Source organism: Vibrio sp. Vb1018, assembly GCF_033338775.1.
GTDB classification, from domain to species: domain Bacteria; phylum Pseudomonadota; class Gammaproteobacteria; order Enterobacterales; family Vibrionaceae; genus Vibrio; species Vibrio alginolyticus.
Map to the genome: position 1 here is coordinate 17006 of NZ_JAWOTI010000016.1, position 13245 is coordinate 30250.

11 protein-coding genes are annotated in these 13245 nt (G+C 46.0%); 5 read left to right on the top strand and 6 right to left on the bottom strand.

The window, feature by feature from the left end:
- Positions 1–19: 19 nt before the first annotated feature.
- From R7Z10_RS16380 to R7Z10_RS16390, 3 genes are all read left to right on the top strand, one after another.
- Complete coding sequence (locus R7Z10_RS16380; protein WP_005379110.1) at positions 20–997, top strand: ABC transporter permease; 978 nt, start codon at positions 20–22, stop codon at positions 995–997.
- A gap of 2 nt (positions 998–999) precedes the next feature.
- Positions 1000–1950: an ABC transporter permease gene (locus R7Z10_RS16385; RefSeq protein ID WP_318105331.1), complete on the top strand. Its 951-nt coding sequence runs from the start codon at positions 1000–1002 to the stop codon at positions 1948–1950.
- A 157-nt stretch (positions 1951–2107) separates the two neighbouring features.
- Positions 2108–3127 carry an SPOR domain-containing protein gene (locus R7Z10_RS16390; RefSeq protein WP_213908236.1) on the top strand — a complete coding sequence of 340 codons (1020 nt, stop codon included), beginning with the start codon at positions 2108–2110 and terminating at the stop codon, positions 3125–3127.
- Positions 3128–3202: 75 nt separating this feature from the next.
- On the opposite strand, the gene R7Z10_RS16395 is transcribed toward R7Z10_RS16390, so the two are convergent.
- From R7Z10_RS16395 to R7Z10_RS16420, 6 genes are all read right to left on the bottom strand, one after another.
- On the bottom strand, positions 3203–3346 hold the full coding sequence (locus tag R7Z10_RS16395) for a hypothetical protein (protein WP_012841245.1): 144 nt from the start codon (positions 3344–3346) through the stop codon (positions 3203–3205).
- Positions 3336–5657 carry a hypothetical protein gene (locus R7Z10_RS16400; RefSeq protein ID WP_053349775.1) on the bottom strand — a complete coding sequence of 774 codons (2322 nt, stop codon included), beginning with the start codon at positions 5655–5657 and terminating at the stop codon, positions 3336–3338. The genes R7Z10_RS16395 and R7Z10_RS16400 overlap by 11 nt, the downstream gene beginning before the upstream one ends.
- 262 nt (positions 5658–5919) lie before the next feature.
- On the bottom strand, positions 5920–7479 hold the full coding sequence (locus R7Z10_RS16405) for a hypothetical protein (protein ID WP_318076969.1): 1560 nt from the start codon (positions 7477–7479) through the stop codon (positions 5920–5922).
- A gap of 2 nt (positions 7480–7481) precedes the next feature.
- Positions 7482–8054, bottom strand: coding sequence for a sigma-70 family RNA polymerase sigma factor (locus R7Z10_RS16410; protein WP_104979902.1), 573 nt, complete (start codon positions 8052–8054; stop codon positions 7482–7484).
- Between the two features lie 2 nt (positions 8055–8056).
- Positions 8057–9529 (bottom strand): chromosome partitioning protein ParA, encoded by a 1473-nt coding sequence (locus R7Z10_RS16415; protein ID WP_318076970.1) that lies wholly within the window; start codon positions 9527–9529, stop codon positions 8057–8059.
- 13 nt (positions 9530–9542) lie between these two features.
- Positions 9543–10895, bottom strand: coding sequence for a serine/threonine-protein kinase (locus R7Z10_RS16420; protein WP_213910739.1), 1353 nt, complete (start codon positions 10893–10895; stop codon positions 9543–9545).
- Positions 10896–11114: 219 nt separating this feature from the next.
- Between R7Z10_RS16420 and R7Z10_RS16425 the strand changes: the two genes are divergently transcribed.
- Positions 11115–12122 (top strand): substrate-binding domain-containing protein, encoded by a 1008-nt coding sequence (locus tag R7Z10_RS16425; protein WP_318105333.1) that lies wholly within the window; start codon positions 11115–11117, stop codon positions 12120–12122.
- A gap of 55 nt (positions 12123–12177) precedes the next feature.
- Entirely contained in the window at positions 12178–13113 is a 936-nt protein-coding gene (locus tag R7Z10_RS16430) for a LysR family transcriptional regulator (protein ID WP_005379132.1), read from the top strand.
- The last annotated feature ends 132 nt before the right edge of the window (positions 13114–13245 follow it).

A 13245-nucleotide genomic window follows, 5' to 3' on the forward strand; every position in this document is an offset into this window, starting at 1 on the left:
GATAGTTAAGGGGCAAGGAATGTTTTCGTTTCTGGTCAAGCGCCTGTTTCAGGCACTGATAGTGATGTTTGTGATCAGTTTGGTGGCGTTTGCCATTCAGGACAACCTGGGTGATCCGCTGCGTGAGCTTGTAGGTCAGTCGGTTTCGGAATCGGAGCGTCAAGCGCTACGCGACGACTTGGGCCTGAACGATCCCTTTATCACAAAGTACACGCGCTTTGTGGGTAATGCACTGCAAGGTGATTTGGGTACCTCATATTTTTTCAAGCGACCTGCGGTTGAGGTGATTCTCGACAAGCTGGTGGCTACATTAGAGCTCGTGTTTGGCGCGACGCTTATCATCATTGTTTTCTCTATTCCGCTTGGGGTGTACTCTGCGATTCATCCTAAGAGTGTTTTTACCAAATTTGTGATGGCGATGAGCAGTGTCGGTATCTCGATTCCGGTGTTCTTAACCGCAATCATGCTGATGTATGTTTTTTCAATAGAACTCGGTTGGTTGCCTTCCTATGGGCGAGGTGAAACCGCTAACGTACTCGGTTGGGAATCTGGCTTCTTTACCATTGATGGTATCAAGCACCTCATCCTACCTTGTATTGCGCTAGCGTCTATCATGCTGCCGTTGTTCATCCGTTTGGTACGTTCAGAAATGCTGGAAGTACTGAGTTCGGAATACATTAAGTTCGCCAAAGCAAAAGGTTTGAACTTACAAAAGATTTATTACCAACATGCACTTAAGAACACCATGCTACCAGTATTGACGGTAGGTGGCGTGCAGATTGGTACCATGGTGGCCTACACCATTCTTACTGAAACCGTGTTCCAATGGCCGGGCACTGGCTTCCTTTTCCTAGAGGCAATCAACCGTGTAGATACACCGCTGATCACTGCCTACGTTATCTTTGTTGGTCTGATCTTCGTGGTAACCAATACCATCGTTGACTTGCTGTACGGCATCATCAACCCAACTGTGAACCTAACTGGAAAAGGAGCTTAATCATGAGCCAATCAAATTTAACACCAGCTCCTGCTCCATCAGCGTGGCAGCGTTTCAAAGAGTCAGATTTTCTGTATTACTTCAAACGCGACAAAGTGGCGATGGCGAGTTTTACCGTCTTTATGATGTTCTTAGTATTGGCATTGGCTGCACCGATTCTTGCGCCAACAGACCCGTACGATCTGACGTCTATCGACATCATGGATTCTGAGTTGCCACCTTCGTGGATGGAAGATGGCGATGAGCGTTTTGTTCTTGGTACTGATGAGCAAGGCCGTGATATTTTATCGACCATTCTTTACGGTTCTCGTTTGTCTTTGACGATCGGCTTTTTAGCCGTCAGTCTTCAGTTGATTCTGGGTATCATCATTGGTTTGTCGGCGGGTTACTTCGGTGGTCGTATCGATAGCTTCTTGATGCGCTTTGCGGATGTTCAACTATCGTTCTCAACCATGATGGTGGCGATCATCGTCTCTGCAATCTTTAAAGCCAGCTTTGGCAGTGATTTTTACAGCCAATATGCGGTGGTCATGCTGGTGGTGATCATCGGTGTGGCAGAATGGCCGCAATACGCACGGACTATTCGTGCCTCGGTATTGGCAGAGAAGAAGAAAGAATACGTCGAAGCGGCGCGTGTGATGGGCTTTAAAGCTCCGCGAATCATGTTCCGTCACATTCTGCCAAACTGTCTATCGCCAATCTTGGTTATCTCGACGGTACAGGTAGCGAACGCGATCATGTCGGAAGCGGCGCTGTCATTCCTAGGTTTGGGTCTTCCTGTTGATCAGCCGTCACTGGGTGCGCTAATCAGCATCGGCTTTAACTACATCTTCTCTGGTGCATGGTGGATTACTGCTTTCCCTGGCATCGTGCTAGTAACATTGGTTTTGGTTATCAACCTGTTGGGCGACTGGCTACGTGATGTATTCAACCCGAAACTGTACAAAGGATAAGAATTTTCCCACCAAGCGTTGTAAATTCACTTAATTCCTTCCTAAACTGAGAGCCGGATGCAAATTCCGGCTCTTTTTTTGCTAGTTATTCTTTGTTCACATTTTTTTGGCGCTTTGCCGCCATAATGACCTTACCCACTAATTTAGAGTGAAGTGTATGGAAATGAAGAAGGCACAACACCCATCTCGTATCTTCCAAGCAAGCCTAGCTTTCGGCTTGTTGCTGGTATGCGCCCAGTTTTCTAGCCCAGTATCGGCGGAGGAGTTCCTTTGCCAAGCCACTCAAGCCAGCGAGAAAGAATTACCGATGCTTGAGAAAACGTGCCCAATTGGTAACGGAGTATGGGGAAAGAAAGTGCCGCAGGGGGGCAACTACCTTTACTGGATTCAATGCGGATTGCTACCCAAGCCTATGTCCCTCGCGAAAGCTAAGCCTCTTTACAGCAAGATTACGACCGACGTGTGGATGAAGCCGGAGTCCAAAGGCTATCGCTGTTTGATTGGACCTTACAAGGCATTGTCTGATGCGAGGGATGACTTACGAGGAGTCAAAACCTTGTCGAATTACAAAGAGGCGTTCATCCGAGTGGTTGGAAAAGGGACGAAACAACCAGTAACACCACCTACACCTAAATCTACTGTATCGTCGAAATCAGCCGCATCTTCGGTTAAGCCAACACCGACGGTGACCCCGAAACCCGCGCCAGTTCCTGCTGTGCGAGCTGATACCGACGCCTTTAAAGCGCGGGCAGAGAAGCCAGATACCAAGGCAAAAAGTTCACGTGATAGCTCTTCGTCTACGCCTGTTGCTAAGACCAAAGCGAAGCCAATTGTCACTGGAAATGATGACATTGAAGTTCGGTTGAGAACTTCAGTACAGGGCAAAACGTACGTGGTCCCATATTTACTCGATCACCATAATCAGTTTTACATGGAACATGGTAAGCCGTGGAACCGCCTCAACTACGAAAACTCGCACAAAGTATGTCAGCAACTGGGTATGAACTTAGCTAACCCTGCAGAGTTTAAAGCGCTGAGGGCGTCTGGGGTGATGGAAAAAAATCAATGGCCACTGCAACTGCCGTATTGGGGCAAAGATAAGAAAGGTTTGTTCGCCGATCGTGAGCCCAATCAGCTCACCGGGACCTCATTATTGAACGTGGTGTGCGTGAAATAACGACTCAGATATTGCGGTCAAAATATAGAAGAAAGCCCCGAGTTCGGGGCTTTTTTGCGGTCTCAAATATTATCGCTATTTGAGTGGCGTTTCTTTGTGACAGTTAGAGCAGATATACACTTCTTTGATGCCGACCAATCGTTCCCAAAGTGTTCTGCGTCTTCTACGCAAATGCACGCTATCACAGCAAGGGTTAACGATGGTTGCTTTAGTCATCATCACCAGGCTCCAAAATCGGTAGTGAACTCGCGATGCTTGTCATGGCTTCTTTGCTGTTAGAGTACAGACCATATTCCGGTGCGGATTCATGACCGTTTTGTTCTTTACTCCAACGAATACCAATATAAAAGTCACCAAAATCGCGGTTGATGTAACGATGACGAGTTTTGTAATCTGACTCTGAGCCTGTTTCTTCTAGAATCAGCAGTTCACGGTCTTCATCATTCTGGATTTCCCAATTACCTGGAGTTTGGAATCCTGTTGGCATGAACGAAGTGTAGTTGTAAGTATCAGTGTCGTATTCGTACGCACCTGACGAGTATTTCAGGACTGTGTCGTCGCCTGTGCCATTACTTTCTACCATCAAGTCATGCTCTACCGTGCCGTGTTTGATGTGTTCTGCAACCGAAAGTGATTCTGCAAATGGGGTATTGCTTGAGTCCATCCAGAACAGCTCATCATCTGATATTTTAACGATCATTTGAGTGCCGTTATGCTCGGTTTTGTGCTGGTACAACATTTCATACTCGTCGCCGTAGCTGTTGTATAGCTTGCCGTCTTTCAGCTCAACGTCGTTACAGTCTTTATTGTTGTATTCAGTGTAACCAGTTTGTTGGTCCAGATCGGCAAGAATGGCGTAAGCATCGTGTTCCCATGTGTCTTTTAGGAAGTCACTGATGTTCGCTTTGTACTCTTGATTCATCTCATCGTGGTTTGAACCCCAGCAGAATAGTAGGCCTTCAGAATCTTGCATCAACATGGCGTAGCCAATTTCACCATCTTTCTGTGCAAAGCTACCCATTTTCCATTCTTGACCGTTGAAGTGCTCGTGAGTGAAGCCCAAAGTCGGTACTACTGGTGGTGGCGTGACGCCTTCGATAACCGTTGGCATGCTGAGCGCAATTTGTACCGCGGTATGGCCATCTGTTGCGCTAATCGCAAGTACTGCTCCAGCTTCACCTGCTTTTGTTGGTGTGCCTTTAATGGTGATAATTGCATTACCATCCTCAGATACTGTTAGACCTTCAATGTCTACATAGTCCGCTGAGTAGTCGGTAATTTGACCGTCTTTATCTTGGAACAAACCAGAAATATCGAGTGTTTGTTCAAACACTTCACCTTGTTGTAGGTACCAACCATCAACGATGGACTGCAGACGCGCTTGTTCTGTTTCTACAACCATTGGTGGTAAGTTTGCCGATTCGATTTCGAACTGAAATACGGTGCTTACCGTACCCAAAACCTTACCTGACGAATCAATGTCTTGCGCCGTTAGAACAATCTCAAAATCACCAGCTTTCTCTACGATTGCAGTTGGATGTAGAACAATCAGGTTGCCAGTTTGCACAACTTCAATGCCTGTGCCTGCAAAGTTGTGCGTCAGTTTGGTTGTCACAAGGTTTTGGTCTTTGTCTGCAAATAGACCTTCAATGTCTAGCTCTAAGCCATCAAAATCCACGCCTTGTACGATTTTTGGTAGTTTTTCTAGCTTATCTTTAGCTGCCTTTTCGACGATTTTGTTTACGGTTAGCTTGTTATTAACTGCCGTTTCAGGTGCTAAGGTGTCGCTGTCTGGGGTCGCGTCAGTGATGATTGGACGTAGATTTGGGTCATTGATGTTTTCGCCAGATGCAACAAGACGTTCCACTTCTTGGTTTGCCGCTTGAGCAAACTCCGTGGCTTTTTTCTCGTAGTTCGTTGGGTTTTGTGCTTTCGAGTCGGTCAGAATCTGAGCGGTTTTATGTAGTTCGGCGTTTTTTGTCGCACCTTCAACAAAATCACTGTACAGATCAATTGGTGCTTCTTCTGAGCCTCCTAACGCTTGGTTTACTTTCGCTTTCGCATCTTCTTCACTAATGGCTGGATCTTTTGCCATTTCAATCGCCACAAGATCCGTGATAGGTGAAATCACGTTTGATGATGTTGGTGCACGGAATACGATTTCGTGCGCCATAGCTTGGCCTGGATGATCCATATCAACCGTGTATTTGCCAGCGTACTCTTTCGCATCCAAAGCGATGAGCTGTTTCTGCTTTGAACCGTTTGGTGTGATGGTCTGTAGCGCTAGAGTGCTTTCTGGTTTTGCATCCAATTTCAGTTGACCTTTCTCATCGGTCAGACCAAGGAATGTTTCTTGAGTGTCCCATTGGCCGTTGTTGTTCGTATCTTCAAAAACAACGGCATGCTTGAAGTAGCCGTCAAAACCTGTGATCACAACGCCGTCGTTAGCACTGTTTGAACCACCATCTGAACCGCCACAGCCTGTAAGAGCGATAGCCACTGACGCTGCTAGTAAACTCACCTTATTCATTATTTATTTGTCCTTGTTTCGTTTCCGAATGAGAAAGTCGCTTTTTTTATTATTTTTTTCTTTATATCTCACTAGTGAGATATAAGAGAGTGGTGTCTTTTTAATGACTATTGAGCTTAGGTTCAAGACACGAAAATCCGCACAAAACCCGTAAAATTTATTTCTATTTTTTGTCTATGATGGAAAATTTATAATTTGATCACGGTTCCAGTTTTATTTTGGGAATGATTGTTTTGTTAATATAACCACCGGTAAAAAAGGTTTATTGGGTGCCGCTAAGGACAGGGGCGTGATAAATCATGTTGATCTTAAATTCCTCAACGCGATCAGCAAATTGAGGGTGAGGTTTAAGCACATAACTGTAGACTTCGCCTGGAATGAATATGTCGTAATCTGTGTATTCAAGGTTGTAAAACATAAATGTTCGTTGCCAGTAATTATCTGGCCATTCAGCACAATGTATTGGATTTACGCCGTCAAAATCCATTGAGCTAGAGATAATATCGGCAAACTCGCCTCGCCCCGCTACGATAGAGCTGTACCAGTAAAATAAATAATCATGACAAAATAGGTCATGTTGATTTGATTTCATATTGAGATCAGAGTCCAGCTTGTGCACTGGTTCGTTACCCTGAACACTTCTATCAAATATGTAGTTGCTAGCAGTCCCGTTTATGTAACCCCCTCCTGAAATGGGAAAGAGGTAGTCAAACAACGTTCCTTGATATTCGTACTCGCCAGTGTGGACATTGATGCGCTTTTCCATGGACTGCTTGTTCTTTTGCATGGTATAGCTTTCGAATTGTTTACCATCAAACACGGTGGTGAAGTAGTTCCGAGTATCTTCATGAACCTGAGATGGGTATTCTTTTTTGATGGTCCAAATTTGGCGTACACCTTGGACATAAACGATCAACGAGTCATCACTGATTTTGTACTTGCCCACTTTTTTCAAGTCTCCCTTTTCAGGACACTGGCGTTTGTTGTGTGAGGCGGCATAACTTACTTCGCCCCCCTCAAACTGAAAGGCCTCGCAATACACCACTTCATACGCGTACGCGATACCTGCAAGATTTTGTGTCGTCTCTAGGCGATAAACTACATCGCCAACTAACGAGTGTTCTGTGTCATTTTGATCGGGTGTGATAACGGGTAACTCAAAGCGCGTTGTGACCCATGCATGATCGCTATTACCGTGATAATCATCGCGCGCTGCTACCGCCAAATATGTGGTGGTTTTTATTTCCTCAGGCGCTCCTTGCACCATCATTTGTCCTTGGTTGAGGACTCTTAACCCATTGGCGTTTTCAAGCCAAATCTGAGTGGTGAGGAGATCGCCATCTGGGTCTTCAAAAAGCTGGTTAAGGTTGAGCGAATAACTCACCGGAGAGTTTTGTTTCAGCTCCCAAGCATAAATAATGGTTTGTAGCTGCTGTTCCACAGTGAGGTTGATGATGGGTTTATTATTCTCTGATGGGTCCTCTTGTGGTCGGCTGTTCTTATCACCCAATGCTGACTCGTAAAACGTGTTGTCTTCTGTGGTATGAAATGGATTCGTAACAGGGCCTGGTTGTCCTAAAAGGGCGGAGTTAAATGCGTCATCTCCCGCTTTTTTATGAGTGCGATCCAACGCAGAATCTGTCAACGCTTGCTTTACTTCAACTAAAGATGTGCGCTCATATTGACGATGTGCTTGCTGGGTTGACTTGTCGGCGTTGTCTGACGAGTCTTCCACAGATGCCAAATTGTGTTTGTTTGAAATGAAGTAAATACCGAACAAACCGACGCATACTGCGCCGATTATCCAAAGCTTTTTGTTCATGATTACGTGTGCGCCATTCGTGATTGTAGCCAACTGCGAGAGAATTTGAGGTCTTTCTCTATCAGGCTTGCGCTGCATTCGAGTAGCTCACTGATTTCTTGGTTTTTCATGCCCATTAAATACTTGAGTTTGAGTGCGCTCGATTGGCGTGGATAGCGGCTACTGAAACTATCCAGAGCTTTATCCATGATAATCAATTGCTCGAAACGATCTTCTTCATCTCTCATCAATGTAATGTGTTGACGCTTTTGTGCTTGGTGCGAGCGTGCGTTGTCGATCAAGATTTGACGCATCACTTTGGCGGCCATCAAAAAGAAATCGCGCTTTGTTTCAATTTCACTCATGTCGCAGTTGGACATTTTCAGGTAAGCATCATGAATTAATGCCGTGGTGCTGTTGACGCTGTCTGCCAGTACTTTGTTGTCGGTGCCGTACTTTTCTGCATTTCGTTCACGCTCGTGTTGGGCGATCTTACGCAACTGTAAATAAGCAAACTGATAGAGCTCGCTCTCAGCTTGTTTATCACCAGATTGCCATTGTTGAATGATTTGTGTCAGTGCTACTGCTGTTGCCATGGTTATACATCCTCGCTCACTTTGACAAATTCAGAAATGGTGTGGGTTTCAATGCGATCAGAGCCGTCTTGGTTGCGCAGAACATTTTGTTGATAGCGATATAAAATGCCTTGCTCCCAAGTTGCACCAGCTGGCAAGTATTCCCAGGTGGTGTAATTGATTTCGGATGGGGTTGTTGACCAACGTACCATGACGTTCATTTGCGCGAGTTCGGCTTTGGGGGCGCTATTGTTGACCCACCACATGTCGGAAAATTCGCGGGTAACATCTTGGGTGTACAGGCTTATATCGGTTGGGCAGGTGTCCGTATTTTGCGGCAGTCGCATGACTTGTTGATGGCGCATCAATAGGCACGATTGTGTCATGGACTGTTGGTGGTATTCGGTTTGCTGCCACACACCGAGGTAGTCAATATCGTGTTCGCTAGTATTGGGATACGTAAACCAGAGCATTTCTGTGCGGTTATTGTGTTGGATGTTTTTTTTACGCCCGAGACCTTGTACTTTTTCCATCAATAACTCGGTGCTCGGATCAAAATTGAGGGCAACGGAGCGGTACTTCCAGTCGCCTTCATCATCGAAGTCTTCGAGAGAAAAGCCATTCAAGTCGTTGCGGGTGCACCCTGTGATTGAACAACCAACGATATTAAACCAATCCGCAAACTTGCTTATCGGTTCGACGACATCTTCCGTGATAGGGCGTTTCATCGAGAGGAAGCAGCCTTGAAAATGATCGCCAATGCTTGGGTATTCAATCAATGAGTCTTTGGTGATGGTGAATCGAGTTTCACCAATAGGAGGACGATATTTGGGATGATGCTGATAGCGTAGATCGTAAGCACAAGCGCGGCCTTGCCAATCCTTCTTTTTGATGACGATGTTTTTGAACGTCATGTCGCGAGGTTCAAAAATGATCTCATCAGAGGAAAAATTTTTTTCAATGTACTGCTGGCTTTCGTTTAGGTGCTCAATCGCCTCATTGACAGATACCCAATCGAGATTGAGGTAGCGTTTAGCGTCATCTAGGTAATTGAGATCAAGGCCTTTGAGCTGGCTTTGAAAGTGAGGATCAGACAGCACACGGTTTGCTAGGACAATTTCCTCACGATTCTCAGGCGTGCTGTCGAGAGAAAGCAGCAGACGCGTCATATTGATGCTGCGGCTAGGTTTGGTTGTCGCCATCGTCGGCGTCAGCACTTCTTGGCTTGATAAGGTCGTCAGCAGATAACCTTTATCATCGTTACCAAGGAAGAAGCTAATTACATCACCGGGTTGGTAATGAAATGCTCCTTGCTGAGTGACGCCAGTGATATTGGAACTGGTTTTGTAATACAGGCCAGTCACTGGGGCGTCGATAAAGTAGCCTTGCTTCAAGGTTGAAGCTGGTGGGTGTGAAGTGGCAGCTGAAACGTCTGCTGCCAACGTGGACGTAGCCGTCAATGCAGACAGCCAAAATACCACTGAACGTGTATACATCTTGTTTTAAGCCTTATTGGTTGGTGCTGTCCTTAGACGCACAATTTGGCTGACAACTCATTGGTGTAGTTAGGTGCTTCTCTGGCACCGGTGTCATCATCGCCAACAACATTTTTTGTTTTATATGTTTGGGGATATCTGGGTTAGAGAGTATCCGCCTTCGTGTTAACTCCATCATGGAGTTAACTGAGAGATGTTCGACATTTTGCCCCTTCGCGTGGAAGATGAGGCGAGTCATTTCGTACATCATATCTTCTGCAATCTTCTTCTCTTGTTGCAGCTGGATATTCTTTTGCATCATGGCGCTGCCAAATAACACACCAGAGAGCACAATGATGCCTGACAATACCGAAGCAAGGGGACGTCGTTGTACCAAGCGAAAGGCGCTATACAATGGCCAGTTTTTTTTCTGCTCGATTGGACGGCGTTCGATAATTCGTTCGATATCAATGCGCAATGCTCGAACATTGATATATCGCATTTGAGTGGCAGGACGCGTTGCGCGCCTTATCACCCAGTAAACATCAGACCAAATTGTTGGTGATGGAAACATCAAAGCGAGAATTTTGCCTAAGGAGTACACGTCGCTTTGCTCTGTTAGAACCTGTCCTGCTTGCTGCTCTGGGCTGGCAAAATTTTGGCTAAACGCAATCAGCGCTGAGGGTGAATGTTCTCGGTTGGAGTGCGCTTTTTGAGTCAAGTTGAAGTCAAGCAGCTTGGGACGCTTGCTACGATCAATCAGTATATTTTCTGGTTTTAGATCGGCATGCAAAACCTGGTGCTGGTGGGCGTGCTCCATCGCCTGGCAGATCTGCTTAAACAACAGCAGCTTCTCCGTTTTTTCTAGCTTATTTTCAGATAGATACTCATCCAAAGTTTGACCAAACACCCGCTCCATCACGATGTAAACCGAATCTTGATGGAGACCGCCGTCAAACACTTTCGCGATGTAAGGATGGTTTAGACGCGCGAGAAGTTGAGCTTCATCGAAGAGTGCGCGTTGCCCTAACACATTGCTCAAATTGCTTTGAATAAACTTGATAGCCAGATCTTGCTCGAACGTTTCATCTGCACGTAGAGCTGCGTATACGACACCCATGCCACCACGCCCCAACTCATGAGTTAGGCGGTACTTACTGATGATTTCTCCGCTTAGATCGACGTCTTGGTTCGTAGCCTGATGAGCACCAAAATAAAGTAACTGCGTTAGTTGTTCTTCCGGTGTCTCGTTGGCTAAAAGAGGAACGAGTTGTCGATACAGCTCAGGTTGACTTCGTTGCAATGCTTGGAGGTATTGCTGCTTTTGGGAGTCGTCCAGATCAAGCAGGTGGTAGTAAATCTGGGTTTCGCTAGAGCCTAACTGCACTGTGACTAATGTCTTATTCTTTTAGGTACGGCATTTTATAAGAACTTTGATATAAATGTCATTTATTTATTCGGTTTTGATTCACAATCCATGAAACGCAATTTGATGGCTAATGGAGTAATAACGTCATGATTTTGCGAATTATTTTCACTGAGCTTGTCGGCAGAGAGTCTATTCGTCATAATGTTACTTGTAACATTACTGATAAATCACATATTTATGGCTCAACAGAATAAGAAAACTCGTACGACATTGCAGGATGTCGCAGACCAGGTTGGCGTCACGAAGATGACCGTTTCACGCTATATGCGTAACCCTGAATCGGTGGCAGAAAAGACTCGGGCCAAGATTGCGACTGCGATTGAAGAGATGGGTTACATCGAAAACCGTGCACCGGCGATGTTGTCAAAGTCCTCCAGTAAAGCCATTGGTATTTTACTGCCGTCTTTGTCCAACCAAATTTTTGCTTCCTTTGTTCAGGGCATAGAGATGGTGACCAAAGCCAATGGCTATGAGACGCTTTTAGCGCATTTTAGCTACGATGAGCTTGAAGAAGAGCGCAAGATCGCGTCATTACTCTCTTATCAAGTCGATGGGCTTATTCTAACTGAAAGCCATCACACGCCGCGTACATTACAGATGATCAAAAATGCTGGCATTCCGGTGGTCGAAACCATGGAACTGCCATCGGAGCCGATTGATATGGCGGTTGGACTCGATCATGAAGATGCGTCGTACACCGTGGTTAAGCAGATGCTAGATACGGGGAAGCGTACAATCGTCTATTTTGGCGCGCGTCTGGATACGCGAACCAAATTGCGGATGCAAGGTTACGATCGCGCGATGACAGAAGCAGGGCTAGAACCCAAACATGTATTAACTGGTGATCATTCTAGTTTTTCTTTAGCGCATGATTTGCTCGAACGCGCACTGGAAATGCACCCAACGCTCGATGGGGTGTTCTGTACCAACGATGACATCGCAATTGGCTCCATGCTGAGTGCGCAGCAACGTGGCATTCAAGTTCCACAGCAATTGGCAGTGGCGGGCTATAACGCGCTGGATATCGGTCAAACCATCAGCCCGAAACTGACCAGCGTTGATACGCCGCGTTTCCAAATTGGTGTAAAGAGCGCAGAGCTATTAATTGCGCGCCTGAAAGGCGAAACGCAAGAAGAAAAAGTCTTCGATATGGGGTATCAGATCACGTCGGGAGAGAGTGTTTAACTAATTGTTAACTGCTCTTTGTATTCGCTCATCAATGGTATTGGTAGGTTAGGGTATGGCACATCAGCTGGATGCATTGGATCTCAACTTAATGCGTTTATTAAAAGCCGTGGTGGAAAACCGCAGCATCAAGCTGGCCGCAATGCAGCTTGGCATTTCTCAACCGAGCGCCAGCCGCGGCGTGATGAAGTTGAAGCAAGTGTTTGATGACCCGCTTTTTGTGCGTAAAGCACATGGGGTAGAGCCATCACCCATGGCGATTCGTCTCGCCGCCGAGTTCGACAATATGGTTGCACCACTGGAAAAAGTGGTGCAAGAATTTGAAGTGTTCGACCCGCTGCAATACCAAGGGCAGATCGCGATTGTAACTGACCCTTATTTGATGGATGAACAAGGGCAGCGACTGCTCACTGGTTGTCATCGAGCCTTTCCCAAAGCGCACTTTGCCTTTTCCAGCTGGAATACTTACTCGCACGATGAAATGTTAGAAGGCGAGCACGATTACTGCATTCTTGACCAAGAGACCGAGCTGTCGAAAGACATTTACATGCGCCCGTTATTCGTTGAAAAACGAGTGATTTTGGCGCGCAAAAACCACCCAACGTTGTCGAAAGTCAGCAATGATTGGGACACGGTGTCCAAACTACCACTTGTCTCTTTGCCTGCGCCCGCGTCATATAAACCGCTTTGTACCGTGGAGTCCGAGTATCGACGCATGGGGTATGAGCCAGTAGTGTTACTGAAGTCCTATAATTTGCGTTTGGCTTGCCAAATGTTGCAAGAAACCGACGCGATTATGTATGCCAGTCAAAGCTCGGCATTGTTGATGCCAGAACTCGCCTCTTACGCAATGCCACCCGTTAATCGTGAGTTTAGCCAGTTTGTTGTCTCTGGCGGTTTCCTTCAAACCAACCGCAACCATCCTTTGCACAGACACCTACATAAAGTGGTGCGACAAACCCTCAATACGCCGCTGATTTTTACGCAGTGACGTCACCTGATGGCATCCGCTGAATGAGAGAGCAGATGCTTTAACCTTATCAATGTTGTGTGATTACATAGACAACTTATTTCTTAAGATATTCAAAAATGAATATCTCAATTACCTGTCTCTTTTTCCTAC

What these genes read in the sequence shown, in the direction of transcription:
- R7Z10_RS16380 (WP_005379110.1), top strand. Translation starts at nt 20, where the DNA reads ATGTTTTCGTTTCTGGTCAAGCGCCTGTTTCAGGCACTGATAGTGATG.
- R7Z10_RS16385 (WP_318105331.1), top strand. Translation starts at nt 1,000, where the DNA reads ATGAGCCAATCAAATTTAACACCAGCTCCTGCTCCATCAGCGTGGCAG.
- R7Z10_RS16390 (WP_213908236.1), top strand. Translation starts at nt 2,108, where the DNA reads ATGGAAATGAAGAAGGCACAACACCCATCTCGTATCTTCCAAGCAAGC.
- R7Z10_RS16395 (WP_012841245.1), bottom strand. Translation starts at nt 3,346, where the DNA reads ATGATGACTAAAGCAACCATCGTTAACCCTTGCTGTGATAGCGTGCAT.
- R7Z10_RS16400 (WP_053349775.1), bottom strand. Translation starts at nt 5,657, where the DNA reads ATGAATAAGGTGAGTTTACTAGCAGCGTCAGTGGCTATCGCTCTTACA.
- R7Z10_RS16405 (WP_318076969.1), bottom strand. Translation starts at nt 7,479, where the DNA reads ATGAACAAAAAGCTTTGGATAATCGGCGCAGTATGCGTCGGTTTGTTC.
- R7Z10_RS16410 (WP_104979902.1), bottom strand. Translation starts at nt 8,054, where the DNA reads ATGGCAACAGCAGTAGCACTGACACAAATCATTCAACAATGGCAATCT.
- R7Z10_RS16415 (WP_318076970.1), bottom strand. Translation starts at nt 9,529, where the DNA reads ATGTATACACGTTCAGTGGTATTTTGGCTGTCTGCATTGACGGCTACG.
- R7Z10_RS16425 (WP_318105333.1), top strand. Translation starts at nt 11,115, where the DNA reads ATGGCTCAACAGAATAAGAAAACTCGTACGACATTGCAGGATGTCGCA.
- R7Z10_RS16430 (WP_005379132.1), top strand. Translation starts at nt 12,178, where the DNA reads ATGGCACATCAGCTGGATGCATTGGATCTCAACTTAATGCGTTTATTA.